Consider the following 17,122-nt stretch of genomic DNA (forward strand, 5'->3'; position numbering starts at 1 on the left):
CTCCAGAAAAGGTCGCGAAATGCGACCTTTTTTGTGTCTGAAGATCAGTAATCAATCCCCATCTGAGCCTTTACGCCCGCGTCAAAGGCGTGCTTCACCGGACGTAACTCGCTTACCGTATCGGCAATCTCCAGAATATCGCGATGGCAGCCGCGTCCGGTAATAATCACCGTTTGCTGTTCCGGGCGATGGTTTAACGCCTCCAGCACGACCTCCAGCGGCAGATAGTCGTAGGCCACCATGTAGGTCAGCTCATCCAGCACCACCAAATCCAGCGATGCATCGCGCAGCATCCGCTCGGCGTGCTGCCAGGCAGAGAGGCAGGCAGCAGTATCGGATTCGCGGTTTTGCGTCTCCCAGGTAAAGCCGGTCGCCATGGTCTGGAACTCCACGCCGTGCGGCTCCAGCAGGTTACGCTCGCCGTTGGGCCAGGTGCCTTTAATAAACTGCACCACACCGGCTTTTTTACCGTGTCCCACGGCGCGGGTAACGGTGCCGAAGGCGGCGGTGGTCTTGCCTTTGCCGTTGCCGGTAAACACCATCAGTATGCCGCGCTCTTGCTGGGCGCTGGCGATGCGGGCATCCACTTTCTCTTTAACACGCTGCTGGCGCTGCTGGTAACGATCGTCGCTCATTCAGAAATTCCTGGTTTTCGGTTGGGTTGGGCATCAAAGGTCATGCCGGTTTTGCGACGGCTGTCGTCGCCCATCAGCCACAAATAGAGCGGCATTAAATCGCGCGGTGTCTTGAGTTTATTGGGATCTTCCGAAGGAAACGCGTTGGCGCGCATCGCGGTGCGGGTGCCGCCGGGGTTGATGCAGTTTACCCGCAGATTGCGATGAACATACTCTTCCGCCAGCACCTGCATCATGCCTTCGGTAGCGAATTTCGACACCGCGTAAGCGCCCCAGCCGGCGCGTCCCTGACGGCCCACGCTTGAGGAGGTAAACACCAGCGAGCCCGAATCGGATTTCAACAGCAGCGGGATCAGCGCCTGGGTCAGAAAGAAGGTGGCATTCACGTTCACCTGCATTACGTCCAGCCAGCTCTCCGGCGTTTGTTCGATCATCGGGCACACTTCGCCGAGCGCGCCCGCGTTATGCAACACGCCGTCGAGCCGGGGAACCTCGGCGGCGATGTGGTCCGCCAGCTCCTGGCATTGCTGAGGCGTGGCGCTGGAAAAATCCAAAATGAACCAGCGCGGCTGCGAATAGCCTTGCTGATGGATCGCGTGCGCGACATCGCGCAGTTTTTGCTCGTTGCGGCCCAGCAGGACCACGTCGGCACCGTATCGGGCATAGGTCATCGCCGCTTCGCGGCCAATGCCGTCGCTGGCGCCGGTGACAAGAATTATGCGGTTTTGCAGCAAATCGCGTTGTGGTTGATAGTGCACAAATCACTCCTGAGCGGGCAGTTAGCGTGCGAAACAGTCTTTTCACAGAGATTTAACGTGTTATGCCTGATTCCGCCCGCTATTTCAATCGGCCATCCGCCCCGTTAGCCGCAAGTTAACATTTTGAAATAATTCATCATGGCAGAAAATTACGGGATAGATTCCACGATAAACATGTCATACGAGACTGATTGGGCTTGAGTCGGTACACTGAAGCTAACTTTTGGACGTAATATCAAGGCGGATGTTGTGGATCTACTTTCTGAATATGGGTTGTTTTTAGCCAAAATCGCCACGGTTGTGATCGCGATTGCGATTATTGCAGCCATTATCGTTAATGTTGCCCAGCGCAGGAAACAGCAGCGCGGGGAACTGCGCGTTACCCGTTTGAGCGAGCAATATAAAGAAATGCAGGAAGAGATGGCGGTGTCGCTGCTCGATCCCCATCAGCAAAAACTGTGGCATAAGGCCCAGAAGAAAAAGCACAAGCAGGAAGCCAAAGCGGCGAAAGCACTGGCGAAACAGGGTAAACCGGCAGCGGATGGCCGCGCCAGACTCTACGTGATCGATTTCAAAGGCAGTATGGACGCCCATGAAGTGGCCTCGTTGCGTGAAGAAGTGACGGCGGTGCTGGCGGTCGCGACGCCGCAGGATGAGGTGCTGGTGCGCCTCGAAAGCCCTGGCGGCGTGGTGCACGGTTACGGTCTGGCGGCATCGCAGCTCCAGCGCCTGCGCGAACGCGGCATTCCGTTAACGGTGGCGGTAGATAAAGTCGCGGCCAGTGGCGGTTATATGATGGCCTGCGTCGCCAGCCATATCGTGGCGGCACCGTTTGCCATTGTCGGCTCGATCGGCGTGGTGGCGCAGATCCCCAACTTTAACCGCCTGCTCAAGCGTAATGACATCGACGTGGAGCTACATACCGCCGGGCAATATAAGCGCACTCTGACGCTGTTTGGTGAAAACACCGAGGAAGGGCGCGAGAAATTCCGCGAAGATCTCAACGACACGCATCTGCTGTTCAAGAGCTTTGTTAAAGAGATGCGTCCCAGCCTGAATATTGATGAAGTGGCGACGGGTGAACACTGGTACGGCGTTCAGGCGAAAGAGAAAGGCCTGGTTGACGCCATCAGCACCAGCGACGATCTGATTCTGGATAAAATGAAGCAGCGTGAAGTGGTAGGCGTGCGCTATCTGCGGCGTAAAAAGATGATGGACCGTTTCACAGGCAGTGCGGCAGAAAGCGCCGATCGTCTGATGATGCGCTGGTGGCAGCGCGGCGAAAAGCCGCTGCTGTAATCCTGAAAACGAGAAAGAGGCCAACTGGCCTCTTTTTTAATCCTGCAAACGGTACTTTTCAGACAGTTCGTGGGCGAGGTATTTAAACATGTTGAATACCGCCGTGCTTTTCGGCGTCGGCAGGCCTTGCTCGTCCAGGAAGTATTCGCCCCTGAAGACCAGCACGCCGTTTTTCTGCTCGACGTCGGTGGCAATGATGCCCGCGATGTAATCTTCATGTTCGACAATTAATGCATTGGCTTTTTCAAGCAGTGTTTTTTTGTCTATCGGTTGAATCGTCTGTTGCATAGTTTACTCCTTCAAAACTGCGCGTAGTGTACGCCGCGCCTGACGTCGGGTGCAAATTTTCCCGGAATGAGAGTGTGGATTTATCTGCACTGACAAGTTGGCGCTCAGCAGCAAGGCATGCTAATAAAGTTGCGTAACGAATTTTATCAGGTAGAGTGTGACGCTTTCGCAAATCTGGCAACAGAATTGCTTGACATTCGACCAGACTTTCGTCGTGTTGTGTCGTCATGGCGCGAAAAACCTGCTTTCTCAGGCACCTGAAAAGTGCGTTCCATCGCACCGGTAAATGAAGCAGGGTTGAATTCCTTTACGGCTATCGCAATATATCCTGGCGTATGGCCCGATAAAGTGAGTTATCGTGCGACGTCATTTGGAAGAATCAACCAGGTAAAGGTGAATATGGGTAAAGCTCTCGTTATCGTTGAGTCCCCGGCAAAAGCCAAAACGATTAACAAGTATCTCGGCAATGACTACGTGGTGAAATCCAGCGTCGGTCATATCCGTGATTTGCCGACCAGCGGATCAACCCAGAAAAAGAGCGCTGACTCTGCCTCCACCAAAACGGCCAAAACCGGCAAAAAAGTCAAAAAGGACGAGCGCGGCGCGTTAGTTAACCGCATGGGCGTCGATCCGTGGCATGACTGGGAAGCACAGTACGAAGTGCTGCCGGGCAAAGAGAAAGTTGTCTCTGAACTGAAATCGTTGGCTGAAAAAGCCGACCACATCTATCTCGCAACCGACCTTGACCGCGAAGGGGAAGCCATTGCATGGCACCTGCGGGAAGTGATCGGCGGCGACGACACCCGCTACAGCCGCGTGGTGTTTAACGAAATTACTAAGAATGCGATTCGCCAGGCGTTTGAAAAGCCGGGCGAACTGAATATCGACCGGGTAAATGCTCAGCAGGCGCGCCGTTTTATGGACCGCGTGGTGGGCTATATGGTCTCTCCGCTGCTGTGGAAGAAAATCGCCCGCGGCCTGTCTGCCGGACGCGTGCAGTCCGTTGCGGTCCGTCTGGTTGTCGAGCGCGAACGTGAAATCAAAGCCTTTGTGCCGGAAGAATACTGGGAAGTGGATGCCGCGCTGACCACGCCGAAAGGCGATGCGCTACAGGTTGAAGTCACTCACCAGAACGATAAACCGTTCCGCCCGGTAAACCGCGATCAAACCATGGCGGCGGTAAGCCTGCTGGAAAAAGCGCGCTACACCCTGTTGGAGCGTGAAGATAAGCCGACCAGCAGCAAACCGGGCGCGCCGTTTATCACGTCCACGCTGCAACAGGCCGCCAGCACGCGCCTCGGTTTTGGCGTTAAGAAAACCATGATGATGGCCCAGCGCCTGTATGAAGCGGGTTACATCACCTATATGCGTACCGACTCCACCAACCTGAGCCAGGACGCGGTGAGCATGGTGCGCGACTATATTAAAGACCAGTTCGGCAAAAAATATCTGCCGGAGTCGGCCAATCAGTACGCCAGCAAAGACAACTCGCAGGAAGCGCACGAAGCCATTCGTCCGTCCGATGTGAATGTGGTGGCTGACGTGCTGAAAGATATGGAAAGCGATGCGCAGAAACTGTATCAGCTGATCTGGCGTCAGTTTGTGGCCTGTCAGATGACGCCGGCGCAATACGATTCCACCACGCTGACCGTGGAAGCGGGCGATTTCCGCCTCAAGGCGCGTGGCCGCACCCTGCGCTTCGACGGCTGGACTAAAGTGATGCCTGCGCTGCGCAAAGGTGATGAAGACCGTACGCTGCCAGCCGTTGAGCCGGGCGATGTGTTGTCCCTGGTTGAACTGACCCCGGCGCAGCACTTCACCAAGCCGCCTGCGCGCTTTAGCGAAGCATCTCTGGTGAAAGAGCTGGAAAAACGCGGTATCGGCCGTCCGTCTACCTACGCGTCGATCATCTCCACCATTCAGGATCGCGGTTACGTGCGGGTGGAAAACCGCCGTTTCTACGCCGAGAAAATGGGCGAGATCGTTACCGATCGTCTGGAAGAGAACTTCCGCGAGCTGATGAACTACGACTTTACCGCTCAGATGGAAAGCAGCCTTGACCAGGTGGCCAATCATCAGGCGGAGTGGAAAGCGGTACTCGACGACTTCTTCGGTGATTTTACCCGCCAGTTAGATACGGCGGAGAAAGATCCGGAAGAGGGCGGGATGCGTCCGAACCAGATGGTATTGACCAGCATCGACTGCCCGACCTGCGGTCGCAAAATGGGTATTCGCACCGCCAGCACCGGGGTTTTCCTCGGCTGTTCTGGCTATGCGCTGTCGCCGAAAGAGCGCTGCAAAACCACCATCAATCTGGTGCCGGAAAACGAAGTGCTCAACGTGCTGGAAGGCGATGACGCCGAAACCAACGCGCTGCGTGCCAAACGCCGCTGCCAGAAATGCGGCACTGCGATGGACAGCTACCTGATCGATCCGAAGCGTAAAATCCACGTCTGCGGCAACAACCCGACCTGCGATGGTTACGAAATCGAAGAGGGTGAATTCCGCATCAAAGGCTATGACGGCCCGATTGTGGAGTGTGAGAAGTGCGGTTCGGAAATGCATCTACGCATGGGCCGCTTCGGTAAGTACATGGCCTGTACCAACGACGACTGTAAAAACACCCGTAAGATTTTGCGTAACGGCGACGTTGCGCCGCCGAAGGAAGATCCGGTTCCGCTGCCGGAGCTGCCGTGCGAGAAATCCGATGCGTACTTCGTGCTGCGTGACGGTGCGGCTGGGGTGTTCCTGGCGGCCAATACTTTCCCGAAATCGCGTGAAACCCGTGCGCCGCTGGTGGAAGAGCTGTACCGCTTCCGCGATCGCCTGCCGGAAAAACTGCGTTATCTGGCGGATGCCCCACAGAAAGATCCTGAAGGCAACCCGGCGGTGGTGAAGTTCAGCCGTAAGACCAAACAGCAGTACGTCTCTTCAGAGAAAGCGGGTAAAGCCACCGGCTGGTCCGCGTTTTACGTTGACGGCAAGTGGGCCGAAGGCAGTAAGTAACCTGCTGTAAATGAAACTAAAAAAGGGCCGGAGCAATCCGGCCCTTTTTGTTTATTACGGCGTTATTATTTATTTTCACCATCTATACACAGAAGCTATAAATGTTATAGTGGTTATAGTTAACCTCTTTTTTAGACTGATTCGGTCTTAATCATCGTCAGAAGGCGCGAGCAGCGCGGATGGTCCTGCCATGAAATTACAACAGCTTCGTTATATCGTTGAGGTGGTCAACCACAACCTTAATGTCTCGTCGACAGCAGAAGGGCTGTATACGTCCCAGCCCGGCATCAGTAAGCAGGTGCGCATGCTGGAGGACGAATTAGGCATCCAAATTTTTGCCCGTAGCGGTAAGCATTTAACCCAGGTCACGCCCGCCGGGCAGGAGATTATCCGCATCGCCCGGGAAGTACTGTCGAAAGTCGATGCCATCAAGTCTGTGGCCGGGGAGCACACCTGGCCAGACAAAGGGTCGTTGTATGTCGCCACTACCCATACCCAGGCGCGTTATGCTTTACCCGGCGTGATTAAAGGCTTTATCGAGCGCTATCCGCGCGTCTCCCTGCATATGCATCAGGGGTCACCCAACCAAATCGCCGAAGCGGTGTCGAAAGGCAACGCGGATTTTGCCATCGCCACCGAAGCGTTGCACCTGTATGACGATTTAGTCATGTTGCCTTGCTATCACTGGAACCGTTCGATTGTCGTCACGCCGGACCATCCGCTGGCGTCGAAAGAGTCGGTGACGATTGAAGAACTGGCGCAATATCCGCTGGTGACGTACACCTTCGGCTTTACCGGGCGCTCGGAGCTGGACACCGCCTTTAACCGCGCCGGCTTGACGCCGCGCATCGTGTTTACCGCGACCGACGCTGACGTGATCAAAACCTACGTGCGCCTGGGGTTAGGGGTAGGCGTGATTGCCAGTATGGCGGTAGACCCCATCGCTGACCCGGATCTGGTGAGGCTGGACGCCCATGAGATTTTCAGCCACAGCACCACGAAAATCGGTTTTCGCCGCAGTACATTCTTAAGAAGCTATATGTACGACTTTATCCAGCGCTTCGCGCCGCATTTAACCCGCGATGTCGTGGATACCGCCGTTTCGCTGCGTTCTAATGAAGACATTGAAGAGATGTTTAAGGACATTAAGCTGCCCGCTAAATAATTGCTGGCAACGCGGCTACAGTAAAATAAACGCACAAAGCCCACGTAATATTCGTGGGCTTTGTGTCTCTGGCGAGCGACAAAAATAGAAAATAATTATCGTGTCCGCAAATAATGCCTTTCGATAATTTATTTGATGTCAAAAGATTGATTATTCACGTTGTCTCAATGCATAAATCCACTGGATTTTTTAGCACTTTTTAATTAGGATTTGTCTCATCAATTGATTAATTTTGACGATTGTTTGGTGAGTAATGATAAGCAATGTCGATGGTATGAGGATTCCGATGCCTTCAGAGAGTCATCAACCGCAGCGGGATGCGGGCGTTAAACGTAAAGCCTGGCTGGCGGTATTCGCGCTTTCTGCCCTGTTTTGGATCGTAGTGGGCGTGATCGCCTGGTCTGTCTGGGGCTGAGATGGTATCGGGAGCGAAAGGGGCAGCGGGCGAGGCTAATCAGTCTGACAGTGAACAGGGGAAGGAAAAGCCACCTGTTATTCCAGCCTCCTGGGATCTCACCAAACAACAACGGGCATTTATAGAGTCATTTTCGCAAGACGAAAAGCCTGATAACAACGAGTAAATTTTTTGGCAAATCTTTATGCCAGAACGCGTTATTTCCCTTTCCCACAGCATGGGTGTCGAGCATCTCGACGGTGAATATTTTATTATCCTTCTGGTGAAAACCCATGAGTGAACGTTCTCACTATAAATACTGGTCCTGGATTGCGGCTTTTGGTGTTTCTCTGCTGTTCTGGGCACAATGCCTGCTATTTTTGATCAAATAATCCCTCAAGCGCCCGAAAGTTCGGGCGTTTTCCTGTAACAGATTGCCTCCCGCACGCACACCCATTTATCAATTTGGGTTGTTATCAAAACGTTACGACATGTATGTGTTATCTTTAATACAAACCCTGATTATCGTCAGGGTATCGCATCTCAGCTATTAAGGAGGAGCATATGTCGTCGACACTACGCGAAGCCAGTAAGGATACGCTGCAGGCACTCGATAAAACTTACCACTATTACAGTCTGCCGCTGGCTTCCAGGGAACTTGGGGATATTTCGCGCTTGCCCAAGTCGTTAAAAGTGCTGCTGGAGAACCTGCTGCGCTGGCAGGACGAAGATTCCGTTACCCATGAAGATATTGCGGCGCTGGCCGGCTGGCTGGAAAACGCTCATGCCGACCGGGAAATCGCCTACCGCCCGGCGCGCGTGCTGATGCAGGACTTTACCGGCGTGCCCGCCGTGGTGGATCTCGCCGCAATGCGTGAAGCGGTGAAACGCCTGGGGGGAGATGTCTCGAAGGTGAACCCGCTCTCGCCGGTGGACCTGGTTATCGACCACTCTGTGACGGTGGACCATTTCGGCGATGACGATGCGTTTGAAGAGAACGTGCGTCTGGAGATGGAGCGCAACCACGAGCGCTATGTGTTTCTGCGCTGGGGTCAGCAGGCTTTCAGCCGCTTCAGCGTGGTGCCGCCGGGCACCGGTATTTGCCACCAGGTGAACCTGGAGTATCTCGGTAAAGCGGTGTGGAGCGAATTGCAGGACGGCGAAATGGTGGCCTATCCGGATACCCTGGTCGGTACCGACTCCCACACCACGATGATTAACGGCCTCGGCGTACTGGGCTGGGGCGTGGGCGGCATTGAGGCAGAGGCAGCCATGCTCGGCCAGCCGGTCTCGATGCTGATCCCGGACGTGGTGGGCTTCAAACTCACCGGTAAATTACAGGAAGGCATCACCGCCACTGACCTGGTGCTGACGGTGACCCAGATGCTGCGTAAACACGGCGTTGTAGGGAAATTTGTTGAATTCTACGGCGACGGCCTGGACGATTTGCCGCTGGCGGACCGCGCGACCATCGCCAACATGGCACCGGAATATGGCGCAACCTGCGGGTTTTTCCCGATTGACGGCGTAACTCTGGACTATATGCGCCTCAGCGGGCGCAGCGAAGAGCAGGTGGCGCTGGTGGAAGCCTATGCCAAAGCGCAGGGCATGTGGCGCAATACCGGCGATGAGCCGGTGTTTACCAGTACGCTGGCGCTGGATATGGCAGAGGTGCAGGCGAGCCTGGCCGGGCCGAAACGCCCGCAGGATCGCGTAGCGCTGAAAGACGTGCCCGCCGCCTTTGCCGCCAGCAACGAGCTGGAAGTGAACCACAGCCAGAAAGACCGCGAACCGGTGGATTATGTGATGAACGGGCAGCAGTATCAGCTGCCCGACGGCGCGGTGGTGATTTCTGCGATCACCTCCTGTACCAACACCTCCAACCCCAGCGTGCTGATGGCCGCCGGTCTGCTGGCGAAAAAAGCGGTCATGCTGGGACTGAAACGCCAGCCGTGGGTGAAAGCCTCGCTGGCTCCGGGTTCGAAAGTGGTGTCCGATTATCTGGCCCAGGCGAAGCTGACGCCTTACCTCGATGAACTTGGCTTTAATCTGGTGGGCTACGGGTGTACCACCTGTATCGGTAACTCCGGGCCGCTGCCGGACCCTATCGAACAGGCGATCAAAAAAGGCGATTTAACCGTGGGAGCGGTGCTCTCCGGCAACCGTAACTTTGAAGGCCGCATCCATCCGCTGGTTAAAACCAACTGGCTGGCCTCACCGCCGCTGGTGGTGGCCTATGCGCTGGCGGGCAATATGAACGTTAACCTGGCGACCGATCCGCTGGGCCATGACAAAAAAGGCGACCCGGTCTATCTGAAGGATATCTGGCCGTCATCTCAGGAGATTGCCCGGGCGGTAGAGCAGGTTTCCACCGACATGTTCCGCAAAGAGTATGCCGAAGTGTTCGAAGGCACCGACGAGTGGAAATCCATTGAGGTGGAACGCTCCGATACCTACGGCTGGCAGGATGACTCGACCTATATCCGCCTGTCGCCGTTCTTCGACGAGATGCTGGCAGAGCCGAAACCGGTTGAGGATATCCACCAGGCGCGCATTCTGGCGATGCTGGGTGATTCGGTCACCACCGACCATATCTCTCCGGCGGGCAGCATTAAGCCCGATAGCCCCGCAGGCCGTTATCTGCAAAGCCACGGGGTAGAGCGGGGCGATTTCAACTCCTACGGCTCCCGTCGTGGTAACCACGAAGTGATGATGCGCGGCACTTTTGCCAATATCCGCATCCGTAACGAAATGGTGCCGGGCGTGGAAGGCGGGATGACCCGCTTACTGCCGGGGGATGAAGTCATGTCGATTTACGACGCGGCGATGGCCTATCAGGCCAAATCCACTCCGTTGGCGGTGATTGCCGGGAAAGAGTACGGGTCCGGCTCCAGCCGCGACTGGGCCGCCAAAGGCCCGCGCCTGTTGGGCGTTCGGGTTGTTATTGCCGAATCTTTTGAACGTATTCACCGTTCAAACCTGATCGGTATGGGCATCCTGCCGCTGGAGTTCCCGCAGGGCGTGACGCGTAAAACGCTGAACCTGACCGGGGAAGAGCAGATCGACATCAGCGGGCTGCAATCGCTGACGCCGGGCGCGACGGTGCCGGTGACGCTTACCCGTGCCGATGGCAGTAAAGAGGTGGTGGATTGCCGCTGCCGTATCGATACCGGCAATGAACTGACCTATTACCAGAACGACGGCATCCTGCACTTTGTGATACGCAATATGCTGACCTAAAAGCAAAAGGCCTGCAAATGCAGGCCTTTTTGATCGTCAGGATAACTCAGTCGCGGGACAGCAGATGGCCCATTTTCGCGGCTTTAGTATCCAGATAGTGTTCGTTGTTCGGGTTGCGGCCCACGATCAGCGGCACGCGTTCCACGATATTGATCCCCGCCTCGCTGAGAATTTCCACCTTACGTGGATTATTGGTCAGCAACCGTACCTCATTGACGCCCAGCAGCTTGAACATATCGGCGCACAGGGTGAAATCACGTTCGTCAGCGGCAAAGCCGAGCTGGTGGTTGGCCTCAACGGTATCGTAGCCCTGATCCTGCAAGGCGTAAGCGCGGATTTTGTTCAGCAACCCAATATTTCGGCCTTCCTGACGGTGATACATCAGGATGCCGCGGCCCTCTTCAGCAATGTGGGACAGGGCGGCTTCAAGCTGGAACCCGCAATCGCAGCGCAGGCTGAACAGCGCATCGCCGGTTAAGCATTCGGAATGTACGCGTGCCAGTACCGGCTCATCGCCAGTGATATCGCCGAACACCAGTGCGACATGATCGTGACCGGTAGCAAGTTCCTCAAAGCCTACCATCAGGAAATCGCCCCACGGGGTTGGCAGTTTGGCTTCCGCCACACGTTTAAGCTGCATGTGATTCTCCGGATCGTTATACGGCGCTTTCACGCCAGCCACTATTTTGGCTTTCTGTTATTGGCGCTATTTTGCCACAATGCACTGCCGTTCGCCTACTGTGAGCCCGGTCACGCAATTGTTAAAGGCACAAAACCGACAGTAAATGGGTGAATGTTAAATTTTCAGTTATCCTTGTGTGACACTAAGATGAAGGAGACGTCATGCTGTCGATTGCTACGCGCACTACCTTTGGCGCGGGATTGTTATTGGTGATGCCGCTGCTGGTTTGGATCTCCGGCTGGCAATGGGAACCCACTGCGGGCTCAAGCTGGCTGAAGGGCATGTTCTGGATCACCGAAACCGTTACCCAACCCTGGGGGATCATCACGCATGTGCTACTCTGCGGCTGGTTTTTATGGTGTTTGCGCTTCCGCCTGCGCGCAGCCGTTATGCTGTTTCTGATCTTAGGCGCGGCCATACTGGTGGGGCAGGGGCTAAAATCCTGGATCAAAGATTCCGTTCAGGAACCGCGGCCCTTTGTGATCTGGCTTGAAAAAACGCGCCACGTTCCGGTAGACGACTTCTACAATTTAAAGCGTAAAGAGCGCGGGCATCTGGTCAAAGAACAGTTGCAGAACGAGGCGGACATTCCAGGCTGGTTACGCAAACACTGGCAGAAAGAGACGGGCTTTGCGTTCCCTTCCGGCCACACCATGTTTGCCGCCAGCTGGGCGTTGCTCGGCGTAGGGTTATTATGGCCGCGTCGGCGCACCATTACGCTGGCAGTGCTGTTAGTCTGGGCCAGCGGCGTGATGGCCAGCCGCATGCTGTTGGGTATGCACTGGCCGCGCGATTTGGTGGTCGCCACGCTGATCTCCTGGCTGCTGGTTACGCTGGCCGTGTGGGTTGCTCAACGATTATGTGGGCCGTTCACGCCGCCGGTGGAAGAGAAAAAAGAGATCGCTGAACGTGAAAATGAATAGCGTTGGCTTGAAAAGAATGCGCTACACCCGCATTTATTCCTTTTGCGATAGTGCATTCTCATTTCCCGATTAGCCATAAAATGTTAATTTATAGCGTTACAAGAAAGAGTTGAACACGATTTATTCGCTCAAACCACATAACGGGAAGTAATGTGAAATATTTACTCATTTTCTTACTGGTATTAGCGATATTTGTCATTTCCGTCACACTCGGTGCGCAAAACGACCAACAGGTAACCTTCAATTATCTGCTGGCTCAGGGTGAATATCGTATCTCTACACTGCTGGCCGTGCTTTTCGCGACGGGGTTTATTATTGGCTGGTTAATCTGCGGGCTGTTCTGGCTGCGCGTGCGCGTGCAACTGGCGCGGGCTGAACGCAAAGTTAAGCGCCTGGAAAATCAGCTCTCTCCGCTGCCTGAAACCACGCCGTCTACCGCACCTGCGGTAAAAGGCTGATTCGATGCTGGAACTGTTATTTCTGTTGCTGCCTGTTGCCGCCGCCTATGGCTGGTATATGGGGCGCAGAAGTGCACAACAGGCGAAGGATCAGGAAACCAACCGCCTTTCCCGGGACTACGTCGCTGGGGTTAACTTTCTGTTGAGCAATCAGCAGGACAAGGCGGTTGATCTGTTCCTCGAGATGCTGAAAGAAGATACCGGCACCGTTGAGGCGCACCTGACGCTCGGTAACCTTTTCCGCTCGCGCGGCGAGGTAGACCGGGCTATCCGTATTCACCAGACCCTGATGGAAAGCGCCTCGCTGACCTATGAACAGCGCCTGCTTGCGGTACAGCAGCTGGGCCGCGACTACATGGCCGCCGGGCTGTATGACCGGGCGGAAGAGATGTTTGGCCAGCTGGTGGATGAAACTGACTTTCGCATCAGCGCGCTCTCGCAGCTTCTGCAAATCTATCAGGCGACCAGCGACTGGCAAAAAGCTATCGACGTGGCCGAACGGCTGGTGAAGCTGGGCAAAGAAAACCATCGCGTAGAGATTGCCCATTTCTATTGCGAGCTGGCGCTGCAGCTGATGGCCAGTGACGACATGGACAAAGCGCTCGGCCTGCTGAGAAAGGGCGCAGCCGCAGACAGCAGCAGCGCGCGCGTGTCTATCATGATGGGCCGCATTTATATCACTAAGCAGGAGTATGCCAAAGCGATGGAGTCGCTGCTTAAGGTGATTGAGCAGGACCGCGAGCTGGTGGGGGAAACCCTGGAGATGCTGCAAACCTGCTACCAGCAGTTAGGCAAGCACGAAGAATGGGCAGAGTTTTTAAAACGCTGCGTAGAAGAAAACACCGGCGCGGTGGCGGAATTAATGCTTGCTGAACTGATGGAGCAGCGTGAAGGCTCGGATGCGGCACAGGTCTATATCACCCGTCAGTTACAGCGCCACCCTACGATGCGCGTATTCCATCGCCTGATGGATTATCACCTCAACGAAGCGGAAGAGGGGCGCGCCAAAGAGAGCCTGCTGGCGCTGCGCGATATGGTCGGCGAGCAGATGCGCACCAAACCGCGCTACCGCTGCCAGAAATGCGGTTTTACCGCCTTTACGCTGTACTGGCACTGCCCGTCATGCCGGGCATGGTCCACCATTAAGCCGATTCGCGGTCTGGATGGACAATAATTTTTTTAATTTATCACTTTAGTTACAACATACTATTAAATTCAGGTGCGGCTCAACGTGACACCTTGCCTCTATTCGTCCGGCAGGGCGCTAAGCGCCTGTAATTTTTCAGGCTCCGCAGGTAGAATGCTTGCCGTTTATTGTTTCGCGCCTTATCGGTGCCCCTATCAGAAGGTCTGGTCATGACGCTACTTGCCTCCACTTCCCGTTCTGCGACTGATTCACCGATTGTGGTTGCCCTGGATTACGATAACCGCGACAAAGCGCTGGCCTTTGTCGATCAGATCAATCCGCAGGATTGTCGGCTCAAAGTCGGCAAAGAGATGTTCACCCGCTTTGGGCCGCAGCTGGTGCATGACCTCCAGAGCCGCGGCTTCGACGTGTTCCTCGATCTTAAATTTCATGATATTCCCAATACGGCGGCGAAAGCCGTGGCGGCAGCGGCAGACCTGGGCGTCTGGATGGTCAACGTTCACGCCAGCGGCGGGGCGCGGATGATGCAGGCTGCGCGCGAGGCGCTGGTGCCGTTTGGTCAGGACGCGCCGTTGCTGATTGCCGTCACCGTGCTGACCAGCATGGAGGCCAGCGATCTGGCGGATATCGGCATCACGCTTTCTCCGGCGGAACATGCCGAGCGTCTGGCGCGTCTGACGCAGCAGTGCGGCCTCGATGGCGTGGTTTGTTCGGCGCAGGAAGCGGTGCGCTTCAAATCGGCGCTGGGTCAAGAATTCAAGTTAGTGACGCCGGGCATCCGTCCTGAGGGCAGTGCGGCGGGCGATCAGCGCCGGATCATGACGCCGCAGCTGGCGCAACAGGCGGGTGTGGATTATATGGTCATTGGCCGCCCGGTAACCCAGTCGGAAAACCCATCGCAAACCCTGCGCGATATTCTGGCCAGCCTGCGGGAGGCGTAATGAAAGACGATAATAGCCGGTTAGTTTACTCCACCGAAACCGGGCGCATTGATGAGCCAAAAGCGCAGCCTGAACGCCTGAAAGGTGACGGCATTGTGCGCATTCAGCGCCAGACCAGCGGACGCAAGGGGAAAGGCGTCTGTTTAATCACCGGCATCGACGAAGATGATGCGACGCTGAATAAAATTGCGGCTGAGCTGAAAAAGAAATGCGGCTGCGGCGGTGCGGTAAAAGACGGGATTATAGAAATTCAGGGCGATAAGCGCGATTTAATCAAAACGCTGCTGGAAGCCAAAGGGATGAAAGTCAAACTGGCGGGCGGATAAAATAATATGGCCACGGGTAAAACCGTGGCCATTAATTTCGACTGCTGTATAGCCTAACGTCAAATACCGTTCGTTCTTTACGTTAAAGCATTATTCCTGACATTATTGTCAGTCAACCTGGTGACCAATAATACCACCTACAGCTGCGCCACCTAATGTACCCAGGGTGCTGCCATCAGTCAGTACGGAACCACCAATAGCGCCAGCGCCCGCGCCGATAGCGGTGTTACGGTCGCGTTTCGACCAGTTGGAACATGCGCTAAGAGACATAACCAGGGTAACAGCGAGCATCGCAGCAGCGGCTTTTTTGTAATTTAATGTCATAATACTTTCTCCTGAATAATTGATTCACGGAAGGAAGTCACGCTTTAAGTATAGAAGCTCTCTGCCAAATAAAACGTCGATCCGTGAAACGGGGTTGCGTCAGGTCATTCACATCACGCAGGTGATAGTTACTTCCTGTGATATCGCTACAGTAATTTTAAATTCTTTGTAACATTGATACAGGTAAATAGTCCTAATTGGACGATGGGAATAGTCTCAGAGCGTGGGCCAGCACAACAGCTGGCCCTGAATATTACGCGGCGGGGAATTGCGGGATCAGGTTTACCTCGAGCCCGGTCTTTTGCAGGTGGCGCAAGGCGTCGGCTTTAATCCCGTCATCGGTGATGACGCGGCTAAAACTGTTAGCCGGACAGAGCGTATAGGGATGCACTGCGCCGAATTTAGAACTGTCGGTTAGCACAATTGCTTCGCCACCTTTTTCAAGGACGGCGTTAACCACATCAGTGCGCATCATATCGCGACCGGTAAAGCCGGTTTCCGGCTGCCAACCATCAATGCCAATAAACGCCTTGCTGAAATGCACCTGGCGCACGTACTGGCGAGTGAGAGGACCGACCATGCTTTCGCTTTTCTTCTGATAGATCCCGCCCAGCAAAATGACTTCGCAGTCCGTTTCTTTAAGAAGATGGGCAATGTATCCGCTAACGGTAATCAGGGTGACGTTTTTCTGCTCGGCGAGCGTGCGGGCCAGTAACGCGTTGCTGCTGCCGTTTTCAATGAACACCGTTTCGCCATCGCTCACCAGGGAAGCCGCGAATTCCGCCAGACGACGCTTCAGGGCATAGTTATTCAGCATCCGCGTTTCCACATCGTCGCTGTCCAGCGGAACGGCGTAGCCGTGTATGCGGCGTAAATAGCTGTGCTTCTCCAGCAGGTTCAGATCCTGGCGAATGGTCACTTCGGAAACCCCGGTGGTTTTCGCTAAATCAGCGACGCTCATACGGCCCTGGTCGATGACCATTTGCAAAATAATTTGTTGTCGAGAATTCATATCAGCAAGTTTAGCGTGGCTAAGCCATCTATCAGTGAAGCCTGCCGTTCAGCGTGATGCAATAACACGCTGAACGGCAGTGCGAAAAGGTGAGTGTGACCGTTTAAGCGCAGCGATTCAACTTTAAAAATATATGCTGCTTACAAAACCGCCTGAGGCGGTACAGTATCGCAGCAACTATATTTCCCACGGCGCTTTGGGCTGAGAAGGTAATTCATCGTCGCGTCCCTGGTCCTGAGCCAGTAATTCGGCTTTTAGAATTTCGAGATTATTAATGGCCGAGTGGTAATCACCGGCCACCAGAATATCCAGCACGGTGTCGATTCGATGGGCGAGGGCTTTGGCGTCGAGCGTTGACATGATGCGTCCTTATTCATTAAGCAGCCACCATGATGCTAAAAAGCGCTGCAAAAGAGAAGCCTTCAGGCGGGCTTTACGCCGGTCTTAACCAATTATTTGATCCTAAAACATAAAGAATAATTATAAATAACCGCAATCACTCACCGACGTAATTGCGTTGAATT

Annotated in this window: 18 protein-coding genes; 11 read left to right on the forward strand and 7 right to left on the reverse strand. The window is 54.7% G+C overall.

Going from position 1 to position 17,122, the window contains the following annotated elements; genetic code table 11:
- Nucleotides 1-44 precede the first annotated feature (44 nt).
- Both cobO and FND52_RS03400 read right to left on the reverse strand, forming a co-directional pair.
- Nucleotides 45-635, reverse strand: a complete 591-nt coding sequence (gene cobO, locus FND52_RS03395; protein WP_144129319.1) for a cob(I)yrinic acid a,c-diamide adenosyltransferase — start codon at nt 633-635, stop codon at nt 45-47.
- A complete protein-coding gene (locus tag FND52_RS03400; protein WP_144129321.1) occupies nt 632-1,393 on the reverse strand; it encodes a YciK family oxidoreductase in 762 nt (253 codons plus the stop codon). The genes cobO and FND52_RS03400 overlap by 4 nt, the downstream gene beginning before the upstream one ends.
- A gap of 249 nt (nt 1,394-1,642) precedes the next feature.
- Between FND52_RS03400 and sohB the strand changes: the two genes are divergently transcribed.
- Nucleotides 1,643-2,692, forward strand: coding sequence for a protease SohB (gene sohB, locus FND52_RS03405; RefSeq protein ID WP_125294363.1), 1,050 nt, complete (start codon nt 1,643-1,645; stop codon nt 2,690-2,692).
- Nucleotides 2,693-2,728: 36 nt separating this feature from the next.
- Here sohB and FND52_RS03410 read toward each other — a convergent pair whose 3' ends face one another.
- Nucleotides 2,729-2,980: a YciN family protein gene (locus FND52_RS03410; RefSeq protein ID WP_125294364.1), complete on the reverse strand. Its 252-nt coding sequence runs from the start codon at nt 2,978-2,980 to the stop codon at nt 2,729-2,731.
- A gap of 399 nt (nt 2,981-3,379) precedes the next feature.
- Here FND52_RS03410 and topA point away from each other — a divergent pair, with 399 nt between their 5' ends.
- The 5 genes from topA to acnA all read left to right on the forward strand — a co-directional run bounded on the left by topA (nt 3,380) and on the right by acnA (nt 10,785).
- Nucleotides 3,380-5,986, forward strand: coding sequence for a type I DNA topoisomerase (topA, locus tag FND52_RS03415; RefSeq protein ID WP_125294365.1), 2,607 nt, complete (start codon nt 3,380-3,382; stop codon nt 5,984-5,986).
- 190 nt (nt 5,987-6,176) lie between these two features.
- Entirely contained in the window at nt 6,177-7,151 is a 975-nt protein-coding gene (gene cysB / locus FND52_RS03420) for an HTH-type transcriptional regulator CysB (RefSeq protein WP_125294366.1), read from the forward strand.
- Between the two features lie 253 nt (nt 7,152-7,404).
- On the forward strand, nt 7,405-7,566 hold the full coding sequence (locus tag FND52_RS03425; RefSeq protein WP_125294367.1) for a YmiA family putative membrane protein: 162 nt from the start codon (nt 7,405-7,407) through the stop codon (nt 7,564-7,566).
- Between the two features lie 272 nt (nt 7,567-7,838).
- Complete coding sequence (ymiC, locus tag FND52_RS22005; protein WP_280114055.1) at nt 7,839-7,937, forward strand: small membrane protein YmiC; 99 nt, start codon at nt 7,839-7,841, stop codon at nt 7,935-7,937.
- 172 nt (nt 7,938-8,109) lie between these two features.
- Complete coding sequence (acnA, locus tag FND52_RS03430) at nt 8,110-10,785, forward strand: aconitate hydratase AcnA (protein WP_144129323.1); 2,676 nt, start codon at nt 8,110-8,112, stop codon at nt 10,783-10,785.
- Between the two features lie 46 nt (nt 10,786-10,831).
- On the opposite strand, the gene ribA is transcribed toward acnA, so the two are convergent.
- Nucleotides 10,832-11,425 (reverse strand): GTP cyclohydrolase II, encoded by a 594-nt coding sequence (ribA, locus tag FND52_RS03435; protein WP_144129324.1) that lies wholly within the window; start codon nt 11,423-11,425, stop codon nt 10,832-10,834.
- A 203-nt stretch (nt 11,426-11,628) separates the two neighbouring features.
- Here ribA and pgpB point away from each other — a divergent pair, with 203 nt between their 5' ends.
- From pgpB to yciH, 5 genes are all read left to right on the forward strand, one after another.
- Nucleotides 11,629-12,390, forward strand: coding sequence for a phosphatidylglycerophosphatase B (pgpB, locus tag FND52_RS03440; protein WP_144129326.1), 762 nt, complete (start codon nt 11,629-11,631; stop codon nt 12,388-12,390).
- A gap of 152 nt (nt 12,391-12,542) precedes the next feature.
- Complete coding sequence (locus FND52_RS03445) at nt 12,543-12,848, forward strand: LapA family protein (RefSeq protein WP_125294371.1); 306 nt, start codon at nt 12,543-12,545, stop codon at nt 12,846-12,848.
- 4 nt (nt 12,849-12,852) lie between these two features.
- Complete coding sequence (gene lapB / locus FND52_RS03450) at nt 12,853-14,022, forward strand: lipopolysaccharide assembly protein LapB (protein ID WP_144129328.1); 1,170 nt, start codon at nt 12,853-12,855, stop codon at nt 14,020-14,022.
- Nucleotides 14,023-14,204: 182 nt separating this feature from the next.
- Nucleotides 14,205-14,936 (forward strand): orotidine-5'-phosphate decarboxylase, encoded by a 732-nt coding sequence (gene pyrF, locus FND52_RS03455; RefSeq protein ID WP_144129330.1) that lies wholly within the window; start codon nt 14,205-14,207, stop codon nt 14,934-14,936.
- A complete protein-coding gene (gene yciH / locus FND52_RS03460; protein ID WP_144129332.1) occupies nt 14,936-15,262 on the forward strand; it encodes a stress response translation initiation inhibitor YciH in 327 nt (108 codons plus the stop codon). Before pyrF ends, yciH begins: the two co-directional genes overlap by 1 nt.
- A gap of 108 nt (nt 15,263-15,370) precedes the next feature.
- On the opposite strand, the gene osmB is transcribed toward yciH, so the two are convergent.
- From osmB to FND52_RS03475, 3 genes are all read right to left on the reverse strand, one after another.
- On the reverse strand, nt 15,371-15,586 hold the full coding sequence (osmB, locus tag FND52_RS03465; protein WP_002437354.1) for an osmotically-inducible lipoprotein OsmB: 216 nt from the start codon (nt 15,584-15,586) through the stop codon (nt 15,371-15,373).
- A gap of 253 nt (nt 15,587-15,839) precedes the next feature.
- Nucleotides 15,840-16,598 carry a DNA-binding transcriptional regulator YciT gene (gene yciT, locus FND52_RS03470; RefSeq protein ID WP_125294375.1) on the reverse strand — a complete coding sequence of 253 codons (759 nt, stop codon included), beginning with the start codon at nt 16,596-16,598 and terminating at the stop codon, nt 15,840-15,842.
- A 177-nt stretch (nt 16,599-16,775) separates the two neighbouring features.
- Nucleotides 16,776-16,958: a YciZ family protein gene (locus FND52_RS03475; protein WP_125294376.1), complete on the reverse strand. Its 183-nt coding sequence runs from the start codon at nt 16,956-16,958 to the stop codon at nt 16,776-16,778.
- Nucleotides 16,959-17,122 lie beyond the last annotated feature (164 nt).

This window comes from Atlantibacter subterraneus, from assembly GCF_007570865.1.
Taxonomy (GTDB): domain Bacteria; phylum Pseudomonadota; class Gammaproteobacteria; order Enterobacterales; family Enterobacteriaceae; genus Atlantibacter; species Atlantibacter subterraneus.

What these genes read in the sequence shown, in the direction of transcription:
- FND52_RS03410 (WP_125294364.1), bottom strand. Translation starts at nt 2,980, where the DNA reads ATGCAACAGACGATTCAACCGATAGACAAAAAAACACTGCTTGAAAAA.
- cobO (WP_144129319.1), bottom strand. Translation starts at nt 635, where the DNA reads ATGAGCGACGATCGTTACCAGCAGCGCCAGCAGCGTGTTAAAGAGAAA.
- osmB (WP_002437354.1), bottom strand. Translation starts at nt 15,586, where the DNA reads ATGACATTAAATTACAAAAAAGCCGCTGCTGCGATGCTCGCTGTTACC.
- yciT (WP_125294375.1), bottom strand. Translation starts at nt 16,598, where the DNA reads ATGAATTCTCGACAACAAATTATTTTGCAAATGGTCATCGACCAGGGC.
- acnA (WP_144129323.1), top strand. Translation starts at nt 8,110, where the DNA reads ATGTCGTCGACACTACGCGAAGCCAGTAAGGATACGCTGCAGGCACTC.
- pyrF (WP_144129330.1), top strand. Translation starts at nt 14,205, where the DNA reads ATGACGCTACTTGCCTCCACTTCCCGTTCTGCGACTGATTCACCGATT.
- yciH (WP_144129332.1), top strand. Translation starts at nt 14,936, where the DNA reads ATGAAAGACGATAATAGCCGGTTAGTTTACTCCACCGAAACCGGGCGC.
- pgpB (WP_144129326.1), top strand. Translation starts at nt 11,629, where the DNA reads ATGCTGTCGATTGCTACGCGCACTACCTTTGGCGCGGGATTGTTATTG.
- FND52_RS03475 (WP_125294376.1), bottom strand. Translation starts at nt 16,958, where the DNA reads ATGTCAACGCTCGACGCCAAAGCCCTCGCCCATCGAATCGACACCGTG.
- lapB (WP_144129328.1), top strand. Translation starts at nt 12,853, where the DNA reads ATGCTGGAACTGTTATTTCTGTTGCTGCCTGTTGCCGCCGCCTATGGC.
- topA (WP_125294365.1), top strand. Translation starts at nt 3,380, where the DNA reads ATGGGTAAAGCTCTCGTTATCGTTGAGTCCCCGGCAAAAGCCAAAACG.
- FND52_RS03425 (WP_125294367.1), top strand. Translation starts at nt 7,405, where the DNA reads ATGATAAGCAATGTCGATGGTATGAGGATTCCGATGCCTTCAGAGAGT.
- ymiC (WP_280114055.1), top strand. Translation starts at nt 7,839, where the DNA reads ATGAGTGAACGTTCTCACTATAAATACTGGTCCTGGATTGCGGCTTTT.
- cysB (WP_125294366.1), top strand. Translation starts at nt 6,177, where the DNA reads ATGAAATTACAACAGCTTCGTTATATCGTTGAGGTGGTCAACCACAAC.
- ribA (WP_144129324.1), bottom strand. Translation starts at nt 11,425, where the DNA reads ATGCAGCTTAAACGTGTGGCGGAAGCCAAACTGCCAACCCCGTGGGGC.